This is a genomic window from Acidovorax sp., from assembly GCF_027492855.1.
Lineage (GTDB): Bacteria > Pseudomonadota > Gammaproteobacteria > Burkholderiales > Burkholderiaceae_C > Acidovorax.
The window spans coordinates 1-26,198 of record NZ_JAPUDY010000090.1 but is presented as its reverse complement, the minus strand read 5'-3'; the positions used below and the strand labels follow the sequence as shown (position 1 = coordinate 26,198).

Below are 26,198 nucleotides of genomic sequence, written 5' to 3'. Positions count from 1 at the left end.
CCACCGACAGAGACCGACGACAAGAGGGATACACCATGAGCACGATGGAACGAATTCTTCGCCTGATGGCAGAGAAAAAGGCCTCCGACGTCTATCTGTCGGCCAACGCCCCGGCGCTGATCAAGATCAACGGCGAGTGCGTGCCGATCAACAACCAGGTCCTGCCGCCCGATGCGCCGCGCAACCTGCTGTCCGAGGTGGTGCCGCCGGACCGCATCGAGGAGCTGGAAGAAACCGGCGAGCTCAATATGGGCGTGCCACTCAGCGGCGTGGGGCGGTTTCGTGTGAGCGCCATGCGCCAGCGGGGCAGCTACGCTGTGGTGATCCGTTTCATCTCGCAGCAGATTCCTGAATTCGACACGCTGGGGCTGCCGCCCTTGCTGCGTGACCTGATCATGGAAAAACGTGGCCTCGTCCTGGTGGTAGGCGCCACGGGCTCGGGCAAGAGCACCACGCTGGCGTCGATGATCGACACCCGCAACGAGTCGCTCACCGGCCACATCCTCACCATCGAAGACCCAGTCGAATACCAGTTCAAGAACAAAAAATCCATCGTCAACCAGCGCGAGATCGGCAGCGACACCCAGTCGCTGCAAACGGCACTGAAAAACGCGCTGCGACAGGCGCCCGACGTGATTCTGATCGGCGAAATCCGCGACCGCGAGACCATGTCCGCCGCCATTGCCTACGCCCAGTCGGGCCACCTGTGCCTGGCCACGCTGCATGGCAACAACAGTTATCACGCCCTCAACCGCATCCTGTCCTTCTACCCCGTCGAAGTGCGCCCCACCATGCTGGGCGACCTGGCCTCGGCGCTCAAGGCCATCGTGTCCCAGCGCCTGGTGCGTACGGTGGACGGCGGCCGCGTGCCGGCGGTGGAAGTCATGCTCAACACCAAGCTCGTGTCCGATCTCGTGGAAAAAGGTGACTTCGGCGGTGTGAAGGAAGCCATGGAAAAATCGATGGCCGAAGGCTCGCAGACCTTCGAAGCAGCGCTGGCCCAACTCATCATGGACGCCAAGATCGACCGCAAGGAAGGCATGGCCTACGCCGACTCCCCCACCAACCTCATGTGGCGCCTGCAAAACGACTTCTCCCTGGCCGCCAACGCGGCCAAGGCCCAAAAGGAAGCACGCGACACGCCCGACGACACACCTTCGTTCACCGAAATCGTGCTGGACGTCAAGCCCGCGGCATGATGTAAAGCCTCCCTGAGTCGCCTTCGCTGCGGGGCGGCCCTTGGCTTGCGTCTCTCTCGCCTGGGCCGCTCCAGTTTCTGACGCAGCGCCTCGGGCGACCGATTGTTTGAACGCCACTGATTTATTCCATTTCTTCCATGTCCCGCACCCTGCACCTGGCCGAACAGCTCATCTCCCGGCCCTCCATCACCCCCGAAGACGCGGGTTGCCTTGACCTGTTGGCCGAGCGGCTGGCCCCACTGGGATTTGTGTGCGAGCGGCTGGACAGCGGCCCAGCAGATTTTCGCGTCAGTAATTTGTGGGCAAAAAGGCCTGTAGCGCTTAATCAACAGGCGCAAGCAGCTATCAAAACAGTAGTATTTGCGGGCCACACCGATGTGGTGCCCACCGGCCCGCTCGCGCAGTGGGGCAGCGACCCATTCGTGCCCACACACAAGGACGGCAAGCTCTATGGCCGCGGCGCCAGCGACATGAAAACCTCGATCGCCGCCTTTGTTGTGGCGGTGGAAGAGTTTCTGGCGGCCACGCCCGAGCCATTGGTCCAGATCGCCTTCCTGCTCACCAGCGACGAAGAAGGCCCCTCGGTGGACGGCACCAAGGTGGTGGTCGAGCTGCTCAAGGCACGCGGCGAGCCGCTTCATTACTGCATCGTCGGCGAGCCCACCTCGGTCGAAAAAACCGGCGACATGATCAAGAACGGACGGCGCGGCACCTTGAGCGGCAAGCTCAGCGTGCGCGGCATCCAGGGCCACATCGCCTACCCGCAACTGGCGCGCAACCCCATCCACCAGGCACTGCCCGCGCTGGCCGAGCTGGCCGCCACGGTGTGGGACAACGGCAATGCGTTTTTTCCGCCCACCAGCTGGCAGATCAGCAACATGCACGGCGGCACCGGCGCCACCAATGTGATCCCCGGCGAGGTGGTGATCGACTTCAACTTCCGCTTCTCCACCGAGTCCACCGCCGACAGCCTGCAGCAGCGTGTGCACGCCGTGCTTGACCGCCACGGCCTGGAATACGGCCTGCGCTGGACGCTGGGCGGCCAACCCTTCCTGACCACGCCGGGCGAGTTGGTCGATGCCGTCCAGCAGGCCATCACCGCCGAGACCGGCCTTGCCACCGAACTCTCCACCACCGGCGGCACCAGCGATGGCCGCTTCATCGCCCAGATCTGCCCGCAGGTGATTGAACTGGGTCCGCCCAACGCCAGCATCCACAAGATCGACGAACATGTGGTGGTGGCCGACATCGAGCCGCTCAAGAACATCTACCGCCGCACGCTCGAAAACCTTCACGCCCAGGCGGCCGCATGAACGCGGCGGTGCATGGCGACACCCTCGGCGCCCTGGTCGAGTCCGGTGCGCAGCGGCTCACGGCGGCCGGTGTATCCTTCGGCCACGGCACGGCCAACGCGCACGACGAGGCCGCCTGGCTCGTGCTGTGGCGCCTGGGGCTGCCGCTGGACAGCGACCTGGATTCAATGGCAAATCAGCCCGTAGCGCCCGCCGATCAAGCGCTGGTAGCTACACTTTTTGAAGAACGCATCGCCACCCGCAAGCCCGCTGCCTACCTCACGCGCGAGGCCTGGCTGCAAGGCGTGCCCTTCTATGTGGACGAGCGCGCCATCGTGCCGCGCAGCTTCATTGCCGAGCTGCTGGCCGACGGCAGCGTGGACGACTTCCTGAGCGAAAACACCCGCCGTGTGTTGGACCTGTGCACCGGCAATGGCAGCCTGGCCGTGCTGGCCGCCATGGCCTGGCCCGAGGTGCAGGTGACCGGCGCAGACATCTCGCCCGACGCCCTGGCCGTGGCCCGCATCAACGTGGACAAACATGGCTTGCAGGACCGCATAACGCTGCAGCTCTCCGACGGCCTAGCCGCCCTGCCCGGCCCCTGGGACCTGATCCTGTGCAATCCGCCCTATGTGAACGCAGCTAGCATGGCAGCGTTGCCTGCCGAGTACCGTGCAGAACCAGAACTCGCGCTGGCGGGGGGCAGCGACGGGATGGACTTCATACGCCAGCTGTTTGCTGCCGCACCTGCTCGCATGAGTGAAGACGCAGTAATCGTGCTGGAGATCGGTAATGAGCGCGCGAACTTTGAAGCAGCTTTTCCTACATTGCCCGCCTACTGGCTTGAAACAAGTGCAGGCGAAGATCAAATATTGCTGATTCAAAGAAGCAGCCTCTTGCAGCTCTGATCTGTGGTCAACATCACTTGGCCCGTGCTATCCGCGGTAACAGGCCTTGGCCGGAAGACGGCTGGCGCTGCGCTCACTCACAACGCAATCAATCGCGTGCCTCCATGGCTTTATTGGCTAATTCGGTTATTGGTCGTGCCATGGGCCATCACCGTGTTCACTTTTCTAGCACTCCCTACCTTGCAGGCGCAGGAGTTGTCGGGTGATGCAACGTTGCCTTCGCCTGTCCTTCAGGGTTCGGTGGACACCCTAGGATTTGAGCCTGACCAGCGGCGGGTGCAAATTCAGGGCTGGAGCTTCAACGCATCAAATGCCGAGCCCCCTTCGTCTTTCGAAGTGCGCATTGACGGGCGCGATGTCCCCATCACGGGAAAGCAACAAGTCGCACGCGCGGATGTCAACGCAAGTTTTCCCGGCGTTTCGCCGGCTCTGGCTGGGTTTGTTCTCGATGTACAAACACCGAGGGATCTGAACTGGAGACAACACCAAGTCTCCGTCACCGCCAAGTGGAACCATGTCCAGCAGGAACTCGCTCCGGCTTCGGACAAAGCACGATCGTTTTCAGGCATTGCCATTCCCCCTCGGCATTGGTGGTTCGCTGCATTGCTAGCCACATTTCTCGTTGTGCTATTTCTATACGCCCGCATGTCGCGAGCGAAAAGTTTGGTGCGGCAACTGGATACCGCAGTTGAAAAAAACTACCGCCTGATTGCATTAGTGATCATCGGAATCTTTGCGATGCTGGTGGCATCGGGATGGACTGGCCTGTCGTTGCAGTTGCTCACAGGTGGTCTCGACAAGGCGGGATCGCATGCTTTTCTCGCGCAAGAAAGTAGTATGCGTGCTGTAGCGCTGTCCCCGCGCGCCATCCGTTCGGATGAATGGCTGGTGATCACCCCCAGTGCCCTTGCCCAGGTGCGCCACGAGCCCGCATTCCCAGTGATTAATCACCATTTGGGTACAGATGGTCAAAACATGATGATCATCGGGATGACTGGGGTGCCGGTACTTCATGTATCTGCGCTTGCGCGGCCCGCCACTTGGGGCTTCTTTGTGCTGCCCCTCGCCAATGCACTCGCTTGGTATTGGTTTTTCCCGCTGTTCGCCTGCTTGCTAGCGCTGTGGGCGCTTCTCAACAAGCTGGCTCCCACGCGCATATCCCGAAACTTGGCGCTGTCCCTGCTTTTCTGTCTGGCGCCATATGCAACAGGTTGGTCCTACTGGCCGTTGTACACAACATTTTTTGCGGTGGGGGCACTGTGGGCAATCATGTCGATGGTGCAGACTTCAAAAGCAGTATGTATTTGGCTCCTGTCAGTTCTGCTAGGGCTGTTCGCAGCGGGATTTGTATTGGTGTTGTATCCGCCTTGGCAAATTCCATTGGCTCTGCTGTGCTTTATCTTTCTGCTCGCTTGGTGCGCGGACCATCGCCCAAAACCGGCGCGAACCGTGTTACCTGCATTTTTGCTGTCGGTGACTATTGCTACGGTGCTTCTTGGGGCGTGGTGGTTCGATGCGAGAGATGCAATATCCACCATGCGAAGCACTGTCTATCCGGGCGGGCGAACAGCATTGCAAGGTGGTGAATTTCCCCTGTACTGGCTGATGCGAGGATACTCCAATCTGGACACGTTGACCCATCTAGGGGCGAGTGAGACAAACGCCAGCGAGTTTGGAGCCTACTTTTTTCTGCCCATTCCTTTGGCGCTACTCGCTTGGAGACTCATCTCGGACCCCACAAGTCGCCACCGATGGATGGCTTGCGCGTGGAGCATGTTTACCGTCTGGACTTTAGTCTTCGTCATTTTTGGCGTACCGCTCTGGTTATCCAAGGCATTGCTCTGGCATTTTGTGCCATCCCACAGAGTGGACTTGGCTTTGGCACTGGGCTGCACAGTATTGCTCGCACTGGTACCTAACGGGACGTCAACCCTCGGCCACAAACATGGATCACTTCACTTTTCAGCGCTGATGATCGCTGCGGCAAGTGCCGGCTTGATCACGGTCGCATTGCTTGCACTGCCTGACGTTCTGTATCCCTCGCTCAGCCCATTGTTCTTGGCAACGATGGCAATTGCAGGCTTTTTGATGGCTTACTGGCTGTCGCGGGGCCTAATTTTCACAGCATTGTCACTTCACTTGTTGCTGTGTCTGATTGCAGGCATCGGCTTCAATCCGATCGCCCAGGGCCCTGGTCAAATACAATTGCATCCAGCGGTACGTCCTTTCTTGCAGATTGCGGAGCCAAGAACCTCCGCTTCATGGAAGCGCGTGTTAACGGTCGGCATAGATGACGGCATGCGCGCCGCCATGTCACTGGCTGCAGCGGGTATCCCGGTCGTAAATGGTGTTTTCTACTATCCGCAGTTCTCTCTGTGGACAGCTATGAATCTGCCGCGATCAGATATGCCTGCCGTCAATCGTTACCAGCATCTTTTCTTCGCTCTTGGGGAGGTCGAGCCTCCGAGCACATATCGCGTAAGTACCCGTTCACAGCTATCGGACACGGTGTTCGTGACCATTGATGCCACGCGTTTTGATTTCAAAGCGACTGGGGCTCAAGTGGTACTCACCAAAGAAGCTGATGCCGATCAATTTATGAACAACCCTCAACTGCGGGCCCTTGGGAGGCATGCCGGTTGGGCGTGGTTTTCAGTACATCCTCAATGATCACCCTTAAGAACGTTACCCTGCGGCGCGGCACCAAAGTCGTGCTTGGCAGCGTGTCCACCACCATCAACCCTGGCGAAAACGTGGGCCTTGTGGGCCGCAATGGCGCGGGCAAGTCCAGCCTGTTTGCGCTGCTCAGCGGCAAACTGCACGAAGACGGCGGCGACTTCTACATCCCCACGAGCTGGCGCATGGCCGAGGTCGCGCAGAACATGCCCGAAACCGACCAGTCAGCCACCGCGTTTGTGCTGGAGGGCGACACCCGCCTGGCCGAAGTGCAGCAGCAACTGGCCGACGCCGAGGCCAGCGACGACGGCATGGCCATCGCCCATGCCTATTCGGACCTGCACGATGCTGGTGCGCACGACGCGGTGGCACGCGCCCAGGCGCTGATCCTGGGCCTGGGCTTTCGCGTGAGCGAGCTGGAGCAGCCGGTCAACAGTTTCTCGGGCGGCTGGCGTATGCGCCTGCAGCTGGCGCGCGCGCTGATGTGCCCCAGCGACCTGCTGTTGCTCGACGAACCCACCAACCACTTGGATTTGGACGCCCTGGTCTGGCTCGAAGCCTGGCTCAAGCGTTATGCGGGCACCATGATCGTGATCAGCCATGACCGCGAGTTTCTCGACGCCATCACCAACGTCACCCTGCAAATCCAGCAAGGCGAGTTGAACCGCTACGGCGGCAACTACAGCAAGTTTGAAGAGCTGCGCGCCCAGCAGCTCGAGCTGCAGCAAGCCAGCTTCTCCAAGCAGCAAGAGAAGATGGCCCACCTGCAGAAGTTCATCGACCGCTTCAAGGCCAAGGCCAGCAAGGCCAAGCAGGCGCAAAGCCGGGTCAAGCAGCTCGAACGCATGGAGAAGATTGGCCCGGTGCTGGCCGAGGCCGACTTCACCTTCGAGTTCAAGGAACCCGCCAACCTGCCCAACCCGATGCTGGCCATCAGCGATGCGTCGTTCGGTTATGTGGACGACGAAGGCTTGGCCACCACCATCCTCACGGGCGTCAACCGCTCGGTGCTGGCCGGGCAGCGCATCGGCATCCTGGGCGCCAACGGCCAGGGCAAGTCCACCCTGGTCAAAACCATCGCCCGCACCATGAAGGCCCTGGGCGGCGAAATCACCGAAGGCAAGGGCCTGAACATTGGCTACTTTGCCCAACAAGAGCTCGACGTGCTGCGCCCCGCCGAGAACCCGCTGGAGCACATGATCCGCCTGGCCAAGGAGCTGGGGCCCGACGCCAAGCAACCAAGCCGCGAACAGGATCTGCGCAGCTACCTGGGCAGCTTCAACTTCACGGGAGACATGGTCAAGCAGGCCGTGGGCACCATGAGCGGCGGCGAAAAAGCCCGCCTGGTGCTGGCCATGATCGTGTGGCAGCGCCCCAACCTGCTGCTGCTGGACGAACCCACCAACCACCTGGACCTGGCGACCCGCGAGGCCCTGGCCATGGCCCTCAACGACTTCGACGGCACCGTCATGCTGGTCAGCCACGACCGCGCACTGCTGCGCTCAGTCTGCGAGGACTTCTGGATGGTGGGCCGGGGCGTGGTCGGGCCTTTCGATGGCGATCTGGACGACTACCAGCGCTACCTGCTCGAAGAATCCAAGCGCCTGCGCGAAGAAGCACGCCTGGCCGAGCAGGCCCAGGTGTCGGCGGCCGCGCCTGCGCCGCTGGCGGCGGCCCCCGCCCCTGCTGCAGCCCCGGCGCCCGCTCCGGTGGCTGCCGCCCCCGCACCGTCGCGGGACGGGCGCGAGCAGCGCAAACTTGACGCCCAGACGCGTCAACAGCAGGCGGAGAAAACCCGCCCCCTCAAAAAGGAGCTGGAGCAGATCGACAAGCGCCTGGCGGCCTTGTCCACCGAGCGCGCTGCCCTGGAGCAGAAACTGACCGAATCCCTGCCCCCCGCCGAAATCGCCGAATGCGGGCGCCGCCTGAAGGCGGGCCATGACGAAACCGCCCAGTTGGAAGAACGCTGGCTGGAAATTTCTTCATCGCTCGAAGAAATTTCTGCGGCTGCGGTGGTCTGAAGATGTAAATCCCTGTAAAAAAATACCTATCTTTTAGGGGCTTTGCGCTTATTCAATAAGCGGCAACAGCTCCTCATTTGATAGCAACTAATGAGAAAAACATAGGGGCACTTACGGTTGCATTTTTTTGCAAACCGCTGTCAACGGACCATGGATTGACCGCGTTGTTGGTACATCACAGGAGTTATCCAGCATGAACACCACCGCAATCTTGTCCGCCTGGCCCGAAGACGAACGCGATCGCAAGCGCGCCCCGGCCCGCTTCTGAAGGCGCGGCAGCCCGTCTCCCCTATTCGCAGGCCCGCCCAATGTCCGCCACCACCGTGATGCACGCAACAGCCCCAGCAGGGGTGCTCCGCGCACGCACTAAATGGTCGGCCATTGCCCGAGCACGCTAAAGAAAGGTCTCCGGCAGCCCCTTCCCCCTTGCTTCTCTCAACAAAAAACCCCGCACTGCGGGGTTTTTTGTTTTCCAAGGGGGCCTTTGCATGCAATGCATGCAGGCCCCAGGCATCAGCCCATGTGCAGGCCGCCGTTGACCGAGAAATCGGCGCCGGTGGCATAGCCGCCTTCTTCCGATGCCAGCCAGGCAATGATCGAGGCGATTTCGCTGGGCTCGCCCAGGCGCTTGACGGGCACGGTGGCCACGATCTTTTCCAGCACGTCGGGGCGGATCGCCTTGACCATGTCGGTGCCGATGTAGCCAGGGCTCACGGTGTTCACCGTCACGCCCTTGGTGGCGAGTTCCTGCGCCAGGGCCATCGAAAAGCCGTGCATGCCCGCTTTGGCTGCCGAGTAGTTGGTCTGGCCCGCCTGACCCTTTTCGCCGTTCACCGAGCTGATGTTGACGATGCGGCCCCAGCCCTTTTCCACCATGTCGGCCACCACCTGCTTGGTGACGTTGAACATGCTGTTGAGGTTGGTTTCGATCACCGCGTCCCAGTCCTCGCGCGACATCTTGAGGAACATGCGGTCGCGGGTAATGCCCGCGTTGTTCACCAGCACGTCGATGGTGCCGTGCTCGGCCTTGGTCTTGCCAAAGGCTTCGACCGTGGAATCCCAGTCGCCCACATTGCCCACCGATGCATAGAAGGTGAAGCCCAGGGCTTTCTGTTCTGCCAGCCACTTGGCGTGATCACGGGTAGGGCCGCAGCCAGCGATGACCTTGAAGCCCTCCTTGTGCAGGCGCTGGCAAATGGCAGTCCCAATGCCACCCATGCCGCCGGTGACGTACGCTACTTTCTGGCTCATGTGATTTCTCCTTGTTGGTGATTTGATTGGCTCAGCACCCACTCTACCGAAGAAATCAAGCCCCGCCGTGAAGGAAAACACTGAAGCCCTTTTCTTTTTGATTTACCGGCTTGTCGTCACACATTGGACACAAAGTGCGCCGTCGCCAAAGCCCTTCTGCCCACGCATGGCTCGGCCTCATTGATTGACTTTGATCAAGAAGAATTTCGCCAACCAAACCCTGCTCCCACCACCTGTTCGGTAGGCGAAAACAGAAAAGCCGCGTCGCAACGCGGCTTTCTCGCAAGCTTCACCCGCCGAGCCCCGGCGCAACAAGGGCCGGGTGCTACGGGGAGGCTGTTTTTAACGCTCCACGGCCAGGGACACGCCCATGCCGCCGCCGATGCACAGCGCAGCCAGGCCCTTTTTGGCGTCACGGCGCTGCATTTCGTGCAGCAGCGTCACCAGAATGCGGCAGCCGGACGCACCGATGGGGTGGCCGATGGCGATGGCGCCGCCGTTCACATTGACCTTGGCGGGGTCGATGGCCAGTTCCTTGTTCACGGCGCAGGCCTGGGCGGCAAAGGCTTCGTTCAGTTCGAACAGGTCCACGTCGGCGGCGTTCCAGCCCGCGCGCTGCAGGGCCTTGCGCGATGCGGGCACGGGGCCCATGCCCATGGTGGCGGGGTCCAGGCCGCTGGTGCCAAACGCGGCAATGCGGGCCAGGGGCTTGAGGCCCAGGGCCGCAGCCTTCTTGGCGCTCATCACCACCACGGCGGCGGCGCCGTCGTTCAGGCCCGATGCGTTGCCCGCCGTCACGCTGCCCGCCTTGTCGAAGGCGGGACGCAGGCCCGCCAGCGCTTCGGCGTTGGTCTTGCGGTTGAGGTATTCGTCGGCGTTGAAGAGGATGGGGTCACCCTTCTTCTGCGCCAGGCTCACGCCCACGATTTCATCGACGAACCTGCCTGCATCCTGCGCTGCGGCAGCCTTTTGCTGGCTGGCCAGGGCCAGGGCGTCCTGCATGTCGCGGGTAATGCCGTAGGCCTTGGCCACGTTTTCGGCCGTGATGCCCATGTGGTACTGGTTGTACACGTCCCACAGGCCGTCCACGATCATGGTGTCCGTCATCTTCCAGTCGCCCATGCGTTGGCCGTCGCGCGAGCCGTTGAGGACGTGGGGCGACAGGCTCATGCTCTCCTGCCCGCCCGCCACGACGATCTCGCTGTCGCCCCAGGCCACGGCCTGGGCCGCCAGCATCACGGCCTTGAGGCCCGAGCCGCACACGGCATTGATGGTGAGTGCCGGGGTCTCCTTGGCCACACCGGCCTTCATGGCAGCCTGGCGCGCGGCGTTCTGGCCCACGCCCGCCGTAAGCACCTGGCCCATGATGACTTCACCGATCTGGTCGGATTGCAGGCCCGCGCGGGCGATGGCCTCGCGGATCACGATGGCGCCCAATTCGGTCGCAGGCGTCTTGGCCAGTGCGCCACCAAACTTGCCCACAGCGGTGCGAGCGGCCGAAACGATGACGATGTCTTCCATGAAATGTCCTTGTGATTGAAGGGGATTGCTGGGTAATTCTCGCAGTGCTGGGCATCAGGACTTTTGCGTATCAGGCTTTTTGCTTCACGTAGCTGCCCGGTGCAGGCTCGGTTGCCTTGAATTTGGCGCCTTTGCCATAGCCCTTGGGCGCTGCAATCTGCTTGCCCGCGTGGCCTTTGAGCCAGCCGGACCAGTCGGTCCACCAGCTGCCGGTGTGTTCGGTGGCGCCCGCCAGCCATTGGTCGAGCGTGGCGGGGAACTTGCCGTCGGCGCGTATCCAGTGGCTGCGCTTGCCCTTGGCGGGCGGGTTGATCACGCCCGCGATGTGACCTGAGGCGCCCATCACGAAGCGTTTTTTGCCGGGCAGCACCTGGGTGGAGGCATAGGCCGCCGTGGCAGGCACGATGTGGTCCTCGCGCGAGCCGTAGATGTACACAGGCAGCGTGAGCTGGGAGAGGTCCAACTTCTGACCACACACCGTGAGCTTGCCGGGCTTGACGAGGCTGTTCTCAAGGTAGAAGTTGCGCAGGTACCAGGCATAGAAGGGGCCTGGCAGGTTGGTACTGTCGCTGTTCCAGTACAGCAGGTCGAACGGCGGCGGCGTTTCGCCCTTGAGGTAGTTGCCCACCACGTAGTTCCAGACCAGGTCGTTGGGCCGCAAGAAGCTGAAGGTGGACGCCAGGTCCTGCCCCTTCATCAGGCCGCCGTTGCCCATCTGCATCTCACGGAACTTGACGAAGGCTTCGTCGATGAACACGTCAAGAATACCTGTGTCGGTGAAGTCGATCAGCGTGGTGAGGAAGGTGGCGCTGGCCACGGGCTCGTCGCCGCGCGCTGACAGCACGGCCAGTGCATTGCTGAGGATGGTGCCACCCACGCAGAAGCCCAGGGCGTTGATCTGCTCGGCCCCGGTGATGTTCTGCACCACGTCGATGGCGGCCATGGCGCCGTCTTCCACGTAGTCGTCCCAGGTCTTGTGGGCCAGGCTGTCGTCGGGGTTGCGCCAGCTCACCACAAAGGTGCGGTGGCCCTGTTCAACGGCATAGCGGATCAGCGAGTTTTCGGGCTGCAGATCCAGGATGTAGAACTTGTTGATGCAAGGCGGCACCAGCAGGAAGGGGCGCTCATACACCTTGGCCGTCAGCGGCTTGTATTCGAGCAGCTGGAACAGCTCGTTCTCATAAACCACCGCGCCTTCGGTGGTGGCCACGTTGCGGCCCACCTCGAACAGGCTCTCGTCGGTCATCGACACATGGCCTTGGGTGATGTCGTGCAGCAGGTTCTGCATGCCTTTGGCAATGCTCTCGCCCTTGGTTTCGATGGCTTTTTTCTGCGCTTCGGCGTTGAAGGCCAGAAAGTTGCTGGGCGCCATGGCGGCCATCCACTGCTCCACGCCAAAACGAATGCGGGCCTTGGTTTTTTCGTCGGCTTCCACCGCTTCGGCCAGGCCCATCAGCGTGCGGGCGTTGAGCAAATAGGCCGCCGCCGAAAACGCGGCCACCGGGTTGCTGGCCCAGCCTTCGCCAGCAAAACGTTTGTCCTTGACCTCGGGCGCACCTTGCAGGCCCTGGGCCCACAGCTCCTGGGCTTCTTTCAGGTATTGCTCTTGCAGGGCCTTGAGCTTGGGGGGCGAGAGTTTCAGGGCCGGGGCAGCGGGCATTTGTGCGCCCAAGTCCATCTTCTGAAACGATTGCAGCGCCTGCGACCAGCTTTGCCCGAAAATCTGTTGGAACTGCTGAGCGCTCTCAGCCCAGGGTGATTCAGAATTCATGCTCTTTCCTCAATGGTTGATCGCTTGCAGCGGCAGGTTGTCCTGCTCAGGTTCATTGTTGCCGACCCATCGGCGCAAGGCAACGTATTCAACGCCGCGATAGTCAACAAACAATATCAAAACCAATGTACCTCATCGTCATCGCCTGGGCCTACGTCACCCTCATGATGGCCGTGGCCGAAGCCACCAGTTCCACCGGAACGCTGCTGGGCGCCTTCATCACGTTTGCGCTGTATGGCCTGCTGCCCATGGGCATCCTGGTGTACATCATGGGCACGCCGTCGCGCAAGCGCGCCATCAAGGCGCGTGAAGCGGCCGAGCAGGCGGCCTACGATGCCGAGCAGGCCACCGTAGCAGCCGCAGCCGAATCAGCCGCGCCAGATGCAGGCGGCGAAGCGCCCGCTGGCGCCCAGGGTGCTGCTGTCGCGGCGGTGCGAAAAGAACCGTGAGGCATTGGCCACGGTGCACCAGGGCGGCGTGCTGTTGTTGCCGTAGATTTGGGCGATGCCCAGCGCCCTGAGCCGCCAACGGGCCAGGCCCGCCAGGTCGCACAGGTATTTGCCCGGCACATCGGAACGGGCCACAAAAAAGGCTTGTGCGGCAGGATCGGCATCACAAAACGCCGCGCGCACCTCCGCCCCCACCTCAAAGGCCTGCGGGCCGATACAAGGCCCCAGCCAGGCCAGGGTGTCTTCGGCCACCGCCTCGCTCTTGCCATTTGCTTCACTTTTGATAGCTACTTGCGCTGAAGGGACAAGCGCCAGAGCACAAAAACGCTTGAAAGTGGATTCCAGAACACCCTGCCCGTTCACACCGACAAGCCCGCGCCATCCTGCGTGTGCGGCGGCCACTACCTGGCCCGAGCGGTGGGCAAACAGCACGGGCAGGCAGTCGGCCACCATGATGGTGCAGACGGCCCCTGGTGCGGTGGCCACGCAGGCATCGGCCTCGGTGCCATCGGGGGTGTTGGCATCCAGCCGCGCCACGCCGTCGCCATGCACCTGGTTCAAAAAGACGGGCCGCGCCCCCGGTGTGTGGGCCTGTAGCGCCGTTTGCAGAGTCTGCCGGTTGGTGGCCACGGCGGCGGGGTTGTCACCGACATGGGTGCCCAGGTTCAGGCTGTCATACGGCGGCAGGCTGGCCCCGCCGGTGCGCGTGGTGCACAGCGCCCACACACCGGGCGGCGTGGGCCAGTCCGGCACCAGCCAATCGGCGTGGCTGGGGGTGTCGGCCATCAGGCCTCGCTGTCCGGGCAGGCCGAAGGCTGCGCCTGCTGGAACGCGGGCAGCGCCATGCAGGCATCGAACGCACCCATCGTGAGCGGTAGGCCATCCAGGTTCACTTTGAAGCGCTGGGCATTGAAGATCTGCGGCACCAGGCAGCAGTCGGCCAAAGTGGGCGTGTCGCCCCAGCACAGCACCGACGGCGCCAGGCCCTGGGCCGCGCGCTCTTGTGCCAGCAGCGCCAATTGCCGCTCGAAGGCCTCCAGCCCCGTGCGCACCCAGTGGTGGTACCAGGCGTTTTTGGCGTCCTCTTCCACCTTCAGGCCGTGCACCAGGTACTTGAGCACGCGCAGGTTGTTCAGGGGATGGATCTCGCACGCCACCATCTGCGCCAGCGCCCGCACGCGGGCACGGGCCAGTGGGGTGGCGGGCAGCAAGGCGGGCGTGGGATGGGTTTCATCCAGGTATTCAATGATGGCCATTGACTGCGACAGCGCCGTGCCGTCATCGGTCACCAGCGTAGGCACCAGCGCATCGCCAACGCGGCGGGTGTACTCGGGCGCCTTGTGCTCGCCCTTGACGAGGTGCACGGGCAGATAGTCATAGGGCAGGCCCTTGATCTGCAGCGCGATGCGCACGCGGTACGAGGCGGATGAGCGAAAGTAGTTGTAGAGCTGCATGGGGAAAACCGTCGATGAATCGGTGGATCGATAGAAGTGCAGTGGCGCGGCCTGGCGGCCGGGCGCACTACACGGGCGCTTGGCAGGTGGCCTCTGGCAGCGCCGGTTTCAAACGCCCAGCGTTCCTGCGGGATCCTGGTGGTTGTAAACCACCTTGGATAGCAGCACCATGAGGTCGGCATTTTCCTGCGCCGACAGCGGCGCGGTCAGGCGCTCTTGCACGCGCTGGGCGGCGTCGCGCATCTGCAGGGCGGCCACCTCGCCTTCGGGGGTGATCCATAGCAGTTTGCGGCGGCGGTCGCGGGTGTCGGGCTCGCGGCGGATCCAGCCGCGCTTTTCCAGGCGCCCGATCACCGAGCCCGAGGTGGCTGCATCAAAGGCCACGCGCGTTGCCAGCGTGACCTGGTCCTCGCCTGGCTGGGCCAGCAACTCATGCAAGATGGCGAACTGCACCGGCGTCACGTCAAACCCGGCCGTCTCTTCCATGAAAAGTGCCACCGCCCGCTGGTGGGCGCGGCGCACCAGGTGGCCCGGCGCGTTGTGGAAATCGAAGCTCTTTGGCATGGGCGCGAGTGTAGCGCCAGAGCAAGCGGCCCCCAGCCATGGCACACTGCCACGGGGACGCACCCCACCCAACAATGACCAATGAAAGGCAGCCATGAGCTACGTGTTTTCTCCCGCGCCAGTGGCCAGCGTGCCCGTGGTGGGCACCAGCGACCGCTTTCCCGTGCACCGCATCTACTGCGTGGGCCGCAACTATGAAGAGCATGCCAAGGAAATGGGCTTCACCGGCCGCGAGCCACCGTTTTTCTTCATGAAGCCTGCCGACGCCATCGTGGCGGTCAACGCGGGCGAAACCGGCCAACTGCCCTACCCCAGCCTCACCGCCAACCTGCACCACGAGATCGAACTCGTGGTGGCCATCGGCAAAGGCGGCAAGAACATTCAGGCCGCCGACGCAGCCTCGCACATCTATGGCTACGCCGTGGGCCTGGACATGACACGCCGCGACCTGCAAAACGAGATGAAAAAACAGGGCCGCCCCTGGAGCATCGGCAAGGGTTTTGACGCGAGCGCACCCATCGGCCCCATCACCCCCGCCGCACAGGCGGGCGACGTGGCCAACGCCGCCATCTGGCTGCAGGTGAACGGCGCCGACCGCCAGCGCAGCACCGTGGCCCAACTGATCTGGAACATTGCCGAGACCATCGAGCACCTGTCAGCCGCATGGGAGCTGCAACCCGGCGACCTGATCTACACCGGCACACCCGAAGGCGTGGGCGCCGTGGTGCGCGGTGATGTGCTGGAAGGCAGCGTGGCCGGCCTCACCCCGCTGCGCCTGACCGTGGTGTGACTGAAACCGCCGGGTGGCCCTCTGCTGCCTGGCGCAACTTTGCTATGTTATTCATAGCTGCTAGCGCTTTATATATAAGCGCTGGCAGCCTATTTGATCAAAAAACTTCGGCATGACCTTCCGCAGCCCCATCAAATACTGCCGCGCCTGTGGCACCGCCGTGGTCTACCGCCTGCCCGACGATGGCGACACCAAGCAGCGCGCCGTGTGCCCAGCCTGTAACACGGTGCACTACGAGAACCCGCTCAACGTGGTAGGCACCGTGCCCGCAATGCCCGATGGCCGCATCCTGCTGTGCAAGCGCAACATCGAGCCACGCTGGGGCAAGTGGACGCTGCCCGCAGGCTTCATGGAGCTAGACGAAACCACGGCCCAGGGCGCCGCACGCGAGACAGACGAAGAAGCCGGTGCGCAGATCGAGATGGGCCCACTGTTCAGCCTGCTCAATGTGCGCCGCGTGGGCCAGGTGCACCTGTTCTACCGTGCCACGCTGCTCAGCGACCAGTTCAACCCTGGCTTTGAAACCATCGAGGCCAAACTGTTCGCCGAAGACGAGGTGCCCTGGGACGAACTGGCGTTCCGCACCGTGAAGGAAACGCTGCAGTGCTACTTTGCCGACCGCAAGGCCGGGGCGCTGGGGATGCACTTCATCGACATCGAATAGACGACGGGGCCGCAGCGCCCCCCCACTCACCAGCCACAAACACCCGCACCGTTCACCCGCCCACACGCTCCTCCGCAGGCACCGGCGGGCGGTTGGAGTTGGCCGGGTCGGTGGTCACCGGGGGCAACCAGCCACCACCTCCTCCTGCGCCGCGCGGCTGGCCCGGAAAAGGTGCGGGTTGCGGGTCGCTGCGGAACAGGCCGCGTATCCACTCCCGCATGCTGCCCAAGGAGTTATCGGCCGGTGGGGCGGTATCGAATTCGTCCACGAACCGGTCATTGCCATTGACCACCTTGGCGCGGATGGCCTGCTGCATGAAGTCGCCCACCATGGGCAGTGCGCTGCGGGCGCCCTGCCCCCAGTAGTCGCTGCGCAGCGTAATGCGGCCATCGTTAAAGCCCGCCCAGGCGCCCGCCACCACGCGGGTGTGCATGAGGATGAACCAGCCGTCGGTGTTGTCTTGCGTGGTGCCCGTTTTGCCTGCCACGTCGGCCGCTATGCCATAGCGGGTTCGGATGGCGGTGGCAGTGCCGTACTCGACCGCGCCGCGCATGGTGTTGCGCAGGGTCTGGGCGGCACGGGGCGAGAACACCTCCTCGGGCGTGGGCGGCGCAAAGGTCTCCAGCACCTTGCCATGGCGGTCTTCGATGCGGGTGATCATCACCGGCTCTACATAGCGGCCCAGGTTGACGATGGAGCTGTAGGCCGAAATCATTTCCTTGAGCGTGACCGGGCTGGTGCCCAGGGCCAGCGAGGGCACCTCCTCCAGCGGCGACTGGCGCACGCCCAGGGCGCGCGCCACCTCAGCCACACGGGCCGGGCCCACCTGCTGCATGACCTGCGCGGTGATGGTGTTCTTGGACAACGCCAGGCCTTCGGCCAGCGTCATCGGCTCGTCGCTGGGTGGTTTGCCGTCGGTGGGGCGCCACACGCGGCCGCCGCCCAGGGGGATTTCGACGGCGGAGTCCATCAGCGTATCGTCGGGCGATGCGCCGCCCGCAAACGCGGCGCCATAGACAAAGGGCTTGAAGGTGGAGCCGGGCTGGCGCCGCGCGGCCTGCACATGGTCGAACGGGTCTTGGGCGAAGTCGCGGCTGCCCACCCATGCCAGCACGTGGCCGGTGACCGGGTCCTGCGCCAAAAAGCCCGCCTGCACACGCGTTTTTTCGGCGCGCAGCTTGTTCATGAAGGCGGTGTCGGCCAGCAGGGCCTTCTGGGCGTCCTCGGGCGTCTCGCCTTTGTCCACGGCGGCGCGGTATTCGGTGCTTTCGCGTACCAGTGTCTGCACCAGTTCGTTGTTCGGGCCCCAGCCATCGCGCCGCGCCCAGGCGGCATCGGCCACGCCCTGCAACTGGCGCCCCTGGCGGGCCACGGCCTGGTTGGCGTAAGTCTGCAGGCGCGAGTCGATGGTGGTGCGGATCACCAGACCGTCGGAATACAGGTTGTAGCCATTGCGGTCGGCCCAGGCGATGAGCTGCTTGCGCAACTGCAGCGCAAAGTGCGGCGCCGGGCCCATGACCTCGGTCTGGCGCTCGAAATTGACGCGCAGCGGGCGTTTTTGCAGCACCTCGAACTGCTTGGCGTCGAGTTTGCCGCGCTTGACCATCTGCGACAGCACAGTGTTGCGCCGCGCCAGCGCCCGCTCAGGGTTGAGCACCGGGTTGTAGTAGGCCGTGCCCTTGAGCATGCCGATCAGCGTGGCGCTTTCCAGCACGTTGAGCTTGTCGGCGGATTTGTCGAAATAGGTGCGCGCTGCCATCTCGATGCCGACCGCGTTGTACAGAAACGGCACGGTATTGAGGTAGGTCTCCAGGATCTCGTCCTTGGAGTACGAGGCCTCGATCTTGAGCGCGGTAATCGCCTCTTTGAGCTTGCGCGTGAGCGTGCGCGAGCGGCCGATTTCTTCAGGGAACAAATTGCGCGCCAACTGCTGCGTGATGGTGGATCCGCCCTGCGGGTCGCCGCGCAGCGTGTGCACCACCGACGCCGCCGTGCGCCGCCAGTCCATCCCGAAATGATCGTAAAAACGGTGGTCTTCGGTGGCGATGAGCGCATTCACCACGTTGGGCGAGATCTGGGGCAGCTCCATCCACTCGCGGTTGGCCCAGCGGTATTCGGCCAGCAGTTTGTTGTCGGCCGACATGAGCTGCGCGGGCAGCTCGCTTTTGGCCTTGCGGATGTCGGTGATGGACGGGGTGAAGGGAACCAGCGCCAGCGTATAGAGCAGCACGGCGGCAGGGACAGCCAAGGCGCCCCACGCCAGCGCACGGCGCAAGGGGCGCGGCATCCAGGCAAACAACCCGGCCAGCCAGCGGAACAAGGCCGCAACGCGGGACTGAAGGGAAAGCAGCAATTTGTGCATCGATGAATGGTCGCCTATATCGATATGCATTCAAAAAATAAAAATCCGTTCACGCTGCGCTTGCCTATCCTGAGCTTCGTCGAAGGGTCGAAGCGCGGCGTGAGGCTTCGACAAGCTCAGCCCGAACGGTTCTGATGGATCGAACGCGAATCCGTGTCAGAGGGGTGCGCCGGAGCTTGTCAGGCCCCCGTGCCTGCCAGCAATGCCAGCATGCCCGCCTCGTCCAGCACGGGCACGCCCAGCTCTTCGGCCTTGGCCAGCTTGCTGCCGGCCTCTTCGCCCGCCACCACGTAGCTGGTTTTTTTGCTGACCGAACCAGCCACCTTGGCGCCAGCGGCTTCGAGCATGTCTTTGGCGGCATCGCGGCTCAGGGTGGGCAAGGTGCCGGTCAGCACCACGGTCTTGCCCGCCAAAATCTGCGGGGCGCGTTCGGCCACGGGGCCTTCGGGCCAGGTCACGCCACAGGCACGCAATTGCTCCACCACCTCGCGGTTGTGTGGCTGGGCAAAGAAAGTGTGCAGGCTTTGCGCCACCACGGGGCCCACGTCGTTCACCTCCAGCAACTGCTCCACGCTGGCATCCATGATGGCGTCGAGCGTGCCAAAGTGGCGCGCCAGGTCTTTGGCCGTGGCCTCGCCCACATGGCGCAGGCCCAGGCCGAACAAAAAGCGCGGCAAGGTGGTTTGCTTGGACTTTTCGAGCGCAGCCAACACGTTCTGGGCCGATTTCTCGGCCATGCGCTCCAGCGCGATGAGTGATGTGAGGCCCAGCCGGTACAGGTCGGGCAGCGTGCGGATCACGTTGGCGTCCACCAGCTGGTCCACCAGCTTGTCGCCCAGGCCCTCAATGTCCATGGCGCGGCGCGCGGCAAAGTGCAGGATGGCCTCTTTGCGCTGCGCGGCGCAGAACAGGCCGCCGGTGCAGCGGTGGTTGGCCTCGCCTTTTTCGCGCACCACGTCGCTGCCGCACACGGGGCAGGTCTTGGGCATCTGGAAGTTGGGCACGTAACGTTCGCGGTGACCGGGCATCACGCCCACCACCTCGGGGATCACATCGCCCGCGCGGCGCACGATGACCTGGTCACCCACGCGCACGCCCTTCTTGCGAATCTCGAACAGGTTGTGCAAGGTGGCATTGGTGACCGTCACCCCGCCCACAAACACCGGCGCCAGGCGCGCCACGGGCGTGATCTTGCCGGTGCGACCCACCTGCACGTCAATGCCTTCGATGCGCGTGACCATCTCCTGCGCGGGGTATTTGTGCGCCACGGCCCAGCGCGGCTCGCGGGTCTTGAAGCCCAGGTCGCGCTGCAACTGCAGCGAGTTCACCTTGTAGACCACACCGTCGATGTCATACGGCAGCGCATCGCGGCTGGCGCCCACCTGCTGGTGAAACGCTACCAATTCAGTAGCGCCTACCGCAATCTGCACCTGCGCTGCAACCGGAAAACCCCATGACTTTAAGGTCTGCAGCATCTCGTAGTGCGTGCGAAACACCGGCCCGCCCTCGCCGGGCGGCGTGATGGCGCCCAGGCCGTAGGCAAAAAAGCTCAAGGGGCGCTGGGCGGTGATGTTCGAGTCGAGCTGGCGCACCGCACCGGCTGCCGCATTGCGCGGGTTCACAAAGGTCTTGCCGCCCTGCTCCCGCTGGCGCTCGTTGAGCGCGTCGAAGTCGGCACGGCGCATATAGACCTCGCCACGTACTTCGAGGAGCGGCGGCACATCGCCAGGCAAGGTCAACGGAATCTGCCGGATGGTGCGGATGTTGTGCGTCACGTCCTCGCCCACCTCGCCATCACCGCGCGTGGCGGCCTGCACCAGGCGGCCGTTTTCGTAGCGCAGGCTCATGGCCAGGCCGTCGAACTTGGGCTCGGCCACGTATTCGATGGCGGGGTCGGCATCCGACAGGCCCAGCTCGCGCCGCACACGCGCATCAAACGCCTGCGCGCCCGTAGCCTCGGTGTCGGTTTCGGTGTGGATGCTGAGCATGGGCACCACGTGGCGCACCGGCGCCAGGCCCTCCATCACCGCGCCGATCACACGCTGCGTGGGCGAATCGGGCGTGATGAGGTCGGGGTGCGCGGCTTCGAGCGCCTGCAACTCGCGGAACACGCGGTCGTATTCGGCGTCAGGGACGGTGGGCGCGTCCAGAACGTAGTACTGCTGGGCCCATAGATTGAGCAGCTCACGCAGTGCTTTGATTTTGATAGCTGGTTGCGCTTGATCCATGGGCGCTGGGGCAGAAAAAAGGTCCAAACTGTCAGTCATTTCTTTGATTTGCTTGGACTGCGTTCAAAATGCCTTTGATAGAAGCCGATATACCGAGTGTTCACTTGGAGGCAGGTGATTTGCGAATATTTCAGCCGAACGGTTTTGTCAGACCATTTTCCAGTTCCGCTGAACGAGTGAAATTCAATTTGTGCCGCTGTCACTCGAAGTGTGCGGCCAAGCACAAACTCAGGCGACGGCCCCAACTCGCGCTCCAGAATCATCAGAGGGTAGTGCTGCGACAGTTGCTCGATGATGGTTTGCCAGGAATCCAACCCAAAGGGCGTCGGAAATTGGTGCCCTGGACGAACTCCCTCACGCTTCAATAACCGCTCTTGGAACTCATCGGTAGCAGTCCGCCGTACCTCCGTGATATCCGAGCGGCGCAAGATCATCAGGCCATCTATCTGGAAGTCATAGACATACTCCAGCGCCAACAAACTGTCCGAGGCTCCGACGAGAAAACCCTGGATTCCGTATTCGTCAACATCACGCCGCCGAACAGAAATGAGGTTTTTCGCCCTGAGGCAGCTTGTCAGTGACTGCATCTCGGATTCAGCTTAGCTAAACAACCTGCGCGCCAGCACCGACCCCGCCGACAGCTCCCGCCCATCAAGCTGGTCATACAACAGCTCCAGGTCGGCAGCGATCGGGTCCATGGCCATGGCGGGCAGCGGGTGGCCGTTCTGGTCGCAGAGCACGCCGTCCATGGCCTGGCACAGGGCGGCGGCCACGTCGCGCAGGCGGGTGAAGGGCTGTTCGGTGCGGTGCACCTGGGCTACGTCCAGGCTCAGGGTGATGTCGCGGATGGCGGACTGGTCGGGGTCTTCGGCCAGCGCCGCCTGGGTGTCGTAGCCCAGCGTGAGCAAGGGCGGCAGGCCCTGGGTGCTGGCGGGCAGCACCAGGCGGCCGGGCATGGCGCCGGGCACCAGGCCCAGGCGGGCGGCGTTTTGCTGCACGTAGCCGGGGCTCCAGGCGGCCTGGCGTGCGCGCAGCATGAACATGAGCTGGGCGTCGTGGTCGCTGGCGAATTGGTCCAGCTCGCGGGCGCGGGCCACTTCCTGCAGCATGTCGGGGAAGTCGGGGGCGGCGTTGATGGTGTCGGCAAAGGCCTGGGCCTTGACCACGAACTCGGAGAACTCGATCTCATTGAGCGCGCCCATGCGGTTGGCCAGTTGCACCCCGGCCTGAAAGCTCTGGTAGCGCTGGCCGGGCACGGGTGTCTCCCAATGCTGCGTGGCCTCGTTCAGGCCTTCGATGGCAAAGGGCTTGCTGCCCGCGCGGCGGGTGGGCGGCAGCGCGGCCAGCGCGGCATCGCCCGAGACCACATGCTCGGCCTGCAGCGGGGCGATCACGTCGATGAGCGGATCAAGCCCTGGGCGGCGCTCCGGCGCAAACGGCGGCACGGGCAGCTCCAGGGCATCGCTTGCGTCCACCGTGTGTTCCGAGGGGTCTGGGCCCCGGTCAAGGCCATGGAAATCACCCGGCGGCAGAGGCGCCGCCGCCGTGTCGAAACCCGGCTCCAGGCGCTGGGCGGGCTCGGCCGCCGGATCATGCTGCTCTTGCGGCAGCGCACGCTTGGGCGCGTTGCGGCGCGAGGTCCAGGCGTTGTAGGCCACGATCAGGGCCAGCACCAGGCCGCCGATGATGGCCAGACTCAGTTGCAATGTGCTCATAGAAAGAATTCTCGACTATCCGTTGCGCTGCACAGGCCCAGCCGCGCATGAAACTGGCGCAGCCCAAGCCAGGGACGCCGAACAAGGGCCGCCCCGCAGTGAGGGTGTCGTCCCCGCGGGGGCTGAGGGCCGCGGCTCCAAGCCTGCCTGCGCAGGCTTGGACGTGCCCGAAGAGCCGCCGGCTCTGGCGGCGGTGCGGAGGCACGAAGCGACTCAGGGGTGCTCATATTTCTGCCATTGACAGCGCGGACTCCATGTCCACCGCCACGATGCGCGAGACGCCCTGCTCCTGCATGGTCACGCCGATCAGTTGTTCGGCCATTTCCATGGCGATCTTGTTGTGGCTGATGAACAGGAACTGCGTGCCCTTGCTCATGCTGGACACCAATTTTGCGTAACGCTCGGTGTTGGCGTCGTCCAGCGGCGCGTCCACCTCGTCGAGCAAGCAGAACGGCGCGGGGTTGAGCTGGAAGATGGCGAACACCAGCGCGATGGCCGTGAGCGCCTTTTCGCCACCCGACAGCAGGTGGATGGTCTGGTTTTTCTTGCCGGGCGGCTGGGCCATCACCTGCACGCCGGAATCGAGAATTTCGTCACCGGTGATGATGAGTTTGGCCTGGCCGCCGCCGAACAGCTCGGGGAACATGCGCCCGAAGTGGCCGTTGACGGTGTCGAAGGTGCCCGAGAGCAGCTGGCGCGTTTCGCCGTCGATCTTGCGGATCGCGTCTTCCAGCGTGTTCATGGCTTCGGTCAGGTCGGCTGTCTGCGCGTCGAGGAAGACCTTGCGCTCGCTGGCGAGCTTGAGTTCGTCGAGCGCCGCCAGGTTGACCGCGCCCAGGGCGGCGATTTCGCGGTGCAGGCGGTCGATTTCGCTTTGCAGGCCAGAGACGCGCACGTTGCCGTCGGTGATCGACTGGGCCACGGCTTCGAGGTCGGCCTGGGCATCGGCCAGCAAGGTGGTGTATTGCTCCAGGCCCAGGCGCGCGGCCTGCTCCTTGAGCTGGAATTCGGTGATGCGGGCGCGCAGCGGGTCGAGCGCGCGCTCGAGCTGCATGCGGCGTTCGTCGCTGGCGCGCAGCTTGGCGGTGAGGTCGTCGTATTCGCTGCGCTGGGCGCCCAGGGCTTTTTCGCGATCCATCTTCACCTCCAGCGCGGCCTGGAGGCCACCCTGGGCCGCCGCGTCGGACAGGCGGGCGAGTTCATCGCGGGCGCGCTGTTCTTCGCCCGCGAGTGCGGTGGCCTGCTGCGTCGCGGTTTCGATGGAGCGGTTGAGCTCGCCCCGGCGCGCCTCCAGGCTGCGCTGCGAGAAGGTGGCCTCTTGCGCCTGGCGCTCCAGCGTTCGCTGCTGCTCGCGGCAGGCGGTGAGCTTGCGCTCGGCCTCGATCACACGGTCGCCCAGTTGGGCTTCGCGCTCCTGGCTGTCGGCCAGTTGCATGTCGAGCTCTTCAAACCGCGCCTCGGCGGCCACGCGGCGCTCTTGCAGGTCGGCCAGTTGGGCCTCCACCTCGGCCAGGTCGCCGTCGATTTGTTGGCTGCGCGCGCGGGTCTGCTCGGCCAATTGCGTGAGGCGCAGGGTTTCGACCTGCAGCTCGTGGGCGCGGCCCTGGGTTTCGGTGGCTTCGCGGCGTGCCGCCACCAAGCGCTGCGAGGCATCGGCATAGGCGGCCTCGGCACGGACCAAGGCGGTGCGCGATTCTTCGGCAATCAACGCCTGGGCGCGCAGTTCTTTCTCCAGGTGCTCGATCTCCTGCGCACGCGCGAGCATGCCGGACTGTTCGGAGTCCTGCGCGTAAAAGCTCACGCTGTGGGCGCTGACGGCGTGGCCCGTGGGCACAAACACCACCTCGCCAGGCTGCAGCGTGCTGCGGCGGGCCAGGGCTTCGTCGAGCGTGGGGGCGGTGTAGCAGCCCTGCAGCCAGTCGATGAGCACGGCGCGCAGGCCCGCATCGTTCAGGCGCAACAGGTCGGACAGGCGGGCGTGCGGCGAGGAGGTTTCGGGGTGGCCTGCGGCGGGCACGCTGTAGAAGGCCAGGCGCGCGGGCGGTGCATCGTTGCCGCCAGAGCCGAGGAAGCCGCGCACCATGTCCAGGCGCCCTACTTCCAGCGCGGCCAGGCGCTCGCGCAGCGCGGCCTCCAGCGCGTTTTCCCAACCGGGTTCGATGTGAATGCGGCTCCACAGGCCCTGCAGGCCGTCGAGCCCGTGTTTGGCGAGCCAGGGGCGCAGCTTGCCGTCGGTCTTGACCTTTTCCTGCAGCGCCTTCAAGGCCTCCAGGCGGGCCGACAGGTCGGCCTGGCGGGCGCTTTCGGTGTTGACGGCCTGCTGGCGCGCGCGGCGGTCGTCGTCGAGCTGGGGCACGGACTCCTGCAGCTCGTGCAGGCGGGCCTCGGTGGTTTCGGCAATCTCCTGGGCTTCTTCGAGCTGCTCGCGCAGGTTGATGAGGCGGGCTTCGTCGGGCGCGGCCAGGGCGTTGCGGTCGGTGCGCAGACGCTCGAAGCGGGCGTCGAGCTGGCGGCTTTGTTCGTCAAAGCTGCGCTGCTCGGCGGCCAACACGCCAATCTGCTGCTGCACCTGCACCACGGCACTGCGCTGCTCGGCGGTGCGGCTTTGGGCCTGGCGCAGGCCTTCTTCCAGGTCGGGCAGCTGCATGGCCTGCTCTTCGACCTGGGCGGCCAGCAGTTCGGTGCGCTCTTCGGCGTCCACACCGGCACCGGCCAGGTTTTCGAGCTCGGCGTCGGCGTCTTCCTTGCGGGTTTGCCACTGGGCGATCTGCTCGGCGAGCTGCACCAGGCGCTGCTCCACGCGCTGGCGGCCTTCGACCACATAGCGGATCTCGGCTTCGAGCTTGCCGACCTCGGCCGTGGCTTCGTACAGCCTGCCTTGGGCTTGGTTGACCTGGTCGCCCGCGGCGTAGTGGGCCTGGCGGATGGTTTCGAGGTCGGACTCGACGGCGCGCAGGTCGGCCATGCGCGATTCAAGGTCATTCACGGCCTGCAGGCCCTCCAGGCGTACCTTGTCCTGGTCGGCCTCGGCATCGGCGCGCTTCAAGAACCACAGCTGGTGCTGCTTGAGCGTGGCGTCGGAATGCAGGGTGTTGTATTTGGCGGCCACCTCGGCCTGTTTTTCGAGCTTTTCGAGGTTGGCGTTCAGCTCGCGCAGGATGTCTTCCACCCGCGTGAGGTTCTCGCGCGTGTCCGACAGGCGGTTTTCCGTCTCGCGGCGGCGCTCTTTGTACTTGGAGACGCCAGCGGCTTCTTCGAGGAACAGGCGCAGCTCTTCGGGGCGCGACTCGATGATGCGGCTGATGGTGCCCTGGCCGATGATGGCGTAGGCGC

19 protein-coding genes are annotated in these 26,198 nt (G+C 63.9%); 8 read left to right on the top strand and 11 right to left on the bottom strand.

Annotated features, from left to right (window positions below):
• Positions 1-35: 35 nt before the first annotated feature.
• The 5 genes from Q0105_RS17620 (at position 36) to Q0105_RS17600 (ending at position 8,096) form a co-directional block, all read left to right on the top strand.
• Positions 36-1,199 carry a PilT/PilU family type 4a pilus ATPase gene (locus Q0105_RS17620; RefSeq protein WP_298213461.1) on the top strand — a complete coding sequence of 388 codons (1,164 nt, stop codon included), beginning with the start codon at positions 36-38 and terminating at the stop codon, positions 1,197-1,199.
• 137 nt (positions 1,200-1,336) lie between these two features.
• Positions 1,337-2,512 carry a succinyl-diaminopimelate desuccinylase gene (gene dapE, locus Q0105_RS17615; RefSeq protein ID WP_298213459.1) on the top strand — a complete coding sequence of 392 codons (1,176 nt, stop codon included), beginning with the start codon at positions 1,337-1,339 and terminating at the stop codon, positions 2,510-2,512.
• Complete coding sequence (gene prmB, locus Q0105_RS17610; RefSeq protein WP_298213457.1) at positions 2,509-3,399, top strand: 50S ribosomal protein L3 N(5)-glutamine methyltransferase; 891 nt, start codon at positions 2,509-2,511, stop codon at positions 3,397-3,399. The genes dapE and prmB overlap by 4 nt, the downstream gene beginning before the upstream one ends.
• Before the next feature lie 3 nt (positions 3,400-3,402).
• Entirely contained in the window at positions 3,403-6,069 is a 2,667-nt protein-coding gene (locus Q0105_RS17605) for a hypothetical protein (RefSeq protein ID WP_298213455.1), read from the top strand.
• Positions 6,066-8,096 carry an ATP-binding cassette domain-containing protein gene (locus Q0105_RS17600; protein WP_298213453.1) on the top strand — a complete coding sequence of 677 codons (2,031 nt, stop codon included), beginning with the start codon at positions 6,066-6,068 and terminating at the stop codon, positions 8,094-8,096. Before Q0105_RS17605 ends, Q0105_RS17600 begins: the two co-directional genes overlap by 4 nt.
• Positions 8,097-8,609: 513 nt before the next feature.
• Here Q0105_RS17600 and phbB read toward each other — a convergent pair.
• The 3 genes from phbB to phaC form a co-directional block, all read right to left on the bottom strand.
• Positions 8,610-9,347 (bottom strand): acetoacetyl-CoA reductase, encoded by a 738-nt coding sequence (gene phbB / locus Q0105_RS17595; protein ID WP_298213451.1) that lies wholly within the window; start codon positions 9,345-9,347, stop codon positions 8,610-8,612.
• Between the two features lie 342 nt (positions 9,348-9,689).
• Positions 9,690-10,868, bottom strand: a complete 1,179-nt coding sequence (locus Q0105_RS17590; protein WP_298213449.1) for an acetyl-CoA C-acetyltransferase — start codon at positions 10,866-10,868, stop codon at positions 9,690-9,692.
• A gap of 70 nt (positions 10,869-10,938) precedes the next feature.
• A complete protein-coding gene (gene phaC / locus Q0105_RS17585) occupies positions 10,939-12,639 on the bottom strand; it encodes a class I poly(R)-hydroxyalkanoic acid synthase (RefSeq protein ID WP_298213447.1) in 1,701 nt (566 codons plus the stop codon).
• A 125-nt stretch (positions 12,640-12,764) separates the two neighbouring features.
• Here phaC and Q0105_RS17580 point away from each other — a divergent pair, with 125 nt between their 5' ends.
• A complete protein-coding gene (locus tag Q0105_RS17580) occupies positions 12,765-13,088 on the top strand; it encodes a hypothetical protein (RefSeq protein ID WP_298213445.1) in 324 nt (107 codons plus the stop codon).
• On the opposite strand, the gene Q0105_RS17575 is transcribed toward Q0105_RS17580, so the two are convergent.
• From Q0105_RS17575 to Q0105_RS17565, 3 genes are all read right to left on the bottom strand, one after another.
• Positions 13,008-13,874, bottom strand: a complete 867-nt coding sequence (locus Q0105_RS17575; RefSeq protein ID WP_298213443.1) for a laccase domain-containing protein — start codon at positions 13,872-13,874, stop codon at positions 13,008-13,010. The genes Q0105_RS17580 and Q0105_RS17575 overlap by 81 nt on opposite strands.
• Positions 13,874-14,542 carry a maleylacetoacetate isomerase gene (gene maiA, locus Q0105_RS17570; RefSeq protein ID WP_298213441.1) on the bottom strand — a complete coding sequence of 223 codons (669 nt, stop codon included), beginning with the start codon at positions 14,540-14,542 and terminating at the stop codon, positions 13,874-13,876. The genes Q0105_RS17575 and maiA overlap by 1 nt, the downstream gene beginning before the upstream one ends.
• 108 nt (positions 14,543-14,650) lie before the next feature.
• Complete coding sequence (locus tag Q0105_RS17565; protein ID WP_298213439.1) at positions 14,651-15,106, bottom strand: MarR family transcriptional regulator; 456 nt, start codon at positions 15,104-15,106, stop codon at positions 14,651-14,653.
• A 94-nt stretch (positions 15,107-15,200) separates the two neighbouring features.
• Between Q0105_RS17565 and Q0105_RS17560 the strand changes: the two genes are divergently transcribed.
• Both Q0105_RS17560 and Q0105_RS17555 read left to right on the top strand, forming a co-directional pair.
• Complete coding sequence (locus tag Q0105_RS17560; protein ID WP_298213437.1) at positions 15,201-15,896, top strand: fumarylacetoacetate hydrolase family protein; 696 nt, start codon at positions 15,201-15,203, stop codon at positions 15,894-15,896.
• 112 nt (positions 15,897-16,008) lie between these two features.
• The gene (locus Q0105_RS17555; RefSeq protein ID WP_298213435.1) at positions 16,009-16,560 is read left to right on the top strand and encodes an NUDIX hydrolase; all 552 of its coding nucleotides are present in this window, start codon (positions 16,009-16,011) and stop codon (positions 16,558-16,560) included.
• Positions 16,561-16,612: 52 nt separating this feature from the next.
• Here Q0105_RS17555 and Q0105_RS17550 read toward each other — a convergent pair whose 3' ends face one another.
• The 5 genes from Q0105_RS17550 to smc all read right to left on the bottom strand — a co-directional run.
• The gene (locus Q0105_RS17550) at positions 16,613-18,922 is read right to left on the bottom strand and encodes a transglycosylase domain-containing protein (protein ID WP_298213433.1); all 2,310 of its coding nucleotides are present in this window, start codon (positions 18,920-18,922) and stop codon (positions 16,613-16,615) included.
• Positions 18,923-19,101: 179 nt separating this feature from the next.
• Positions 19,102-21,189, bottom strand: a complete 2,088-nt coding sequence (ligA, locus tag Q0105_RS17545; protein ID WP_298213431.1) for an NAD-dependent DNA ligase LigA — start codon at positions 21,187-21,189, stop codon at positions 19,102-19,104.
• Positions 21,186-21,737, bottom strand: coding sequence for a hypothetical protein (locus tag Q0105_RS17540; RefSeq protein ID WP_298213430.1), 552 nt, complete (start codon positions 21,735-21,737; stop codon positions 21,186-21,188). Before Q0105_RS17540 ends, ligA begins: the two co-directional genes overlap by 4 nt.
• Before the next feature lie 12 nt (positions 21,738-21,749).
• The gene (locus Q0105_RS17535; RefSeq protein WP_298213428.1) at positions 21,750-22,865 is read right to left on the bottom strand and encodes a cell division protein FtsZ; all 1,116 of its coding nucleotides are present in this window, start codon (positions 22,863-22,865) and stop codon (positions 21,750-21,752) included.
• 223 nt (positions 22,866-23,088) lie between these two features.
• Positions 23,089-26,198, bottom strand: a 3,110-nt coding sequence (gene smc / locus Q0105_RS17530; protein WP_298213426.1) for a chromosome segregation protein SMC, incomplete at its 5' end; no start/stop codon positions are given.

Coding starts and splice junctions, on each gene's coding strand:
- Q0105_RS17620 (WP_298213461.1), top strand. CDS start 36: ATGAGCACGATGGAACGAATTCTTCGCCTGATGGCAGAGAAAAAGGCC.
- dapE (WP_298213459.1), top strand. CDS start 1,337: ATGTCCCGCACCCTGCACCTGGCCGAACAGCTCATCTCCCGGCCCTCC.
- prmB (WP_298213457.1), top strand. CDS start 2,509: ATGAACGCGGCGGTGCATGGCGACACCCTCGGCGCCCTGGTCGAGTCC.
- Q0105_RS17600 (WP_298213453.1), top strand. CDS start 6,066: ATGATCACCCTTAAGAACGTTACCCTGCGGCGCGGCACCAAAGTCGTG.
- phbB (WP_298213451.1), bottom strand. CDS start 9,347: ATGAGCCAGAAAGTAGCGTACGTCACCGGCGGCATGGGTGGCATTGGG.
- Q0105_RS17590 (WP_298213449.1), bottom strand. CDS start 10,868: ATGGAAGACATCGTCATCGTTTCGGCCGCTCGCACCGCTGTGGGCAAG.
- phaC (WP_298213447.1), bottom strand. CDS start 12,639: ATGAATTCTGAATCACCCTGGGCTGAGAGCGCTCAGCAGTTCCAACAG.
- Q0105_RS17580 (WP_298213445.1), top strand. CDS start 12,765: ATGTACCTCATCGTCATCGCCTGGGCCTACGTCACCCTCATGATGGCC.
- Q0105_RS17575 (WP_298213443.1), bottom strand. CDS start 13,874: ATGGCCGACACCCCCAGCCACGCCGATTGGCTGGTGCCGGACTGGCCC.
- maiA (WP_298213441.1), bottom strand. CDS start 14,542: ATGCAGCTCTACAACTACTTTCGCTCATCCGCCTCGTACCGCGTGCGC.
- Q0105_RS17565 (WP_298213439.1), bottom strand. CDS start 15,106: ATGCCAAAGAGCTTCGATTTCCACAACGCGCCGGGCCACCTGGTGCGC.
- Q0105_RS17560 (WP_298213437.1), top strand. CDS start 15,201: ATGAGCTACGTGTTTTCTCCCGCGCCAGTGGCCAGCGTGCCCGTGGTG.
- Q0105_RS17555 (WP_298213435.1), top strand. CDS start 16,009: ATGACCTTCCGCAGCCCCATCAAATACTGCCGCGCCTGTGGCACCGCC.
- Q0105_RS17550 (WP_298213433.1), bottom strand. CDS start 18,922: ATGCACAAATTGCTGCTTTCCCTTCAGTCCCGCGTTGCGGCCTTGTTC.
- ligA (WP_298213431.1), bottom strand. CDS start 21,189: ATGACTGACAGTTTGGACCTTTTTTCTGCCCCAGCGCCCATGGATCAA.
- Q0105_RS17540 (WP_298213430.1), bottom strand. CDS start 21,737: ATGCAGTCACTGACAAGCTGCCTCAGGGCGAAAAACCTCATTTCTGTT.
- Q0105_RS17535 (WP_298213428.1), bottom strand. CDS start 22,865: ATGAGCACATTGCAACTGAGTCTGGCCATCATCGGCGGCCTGGTGCTG.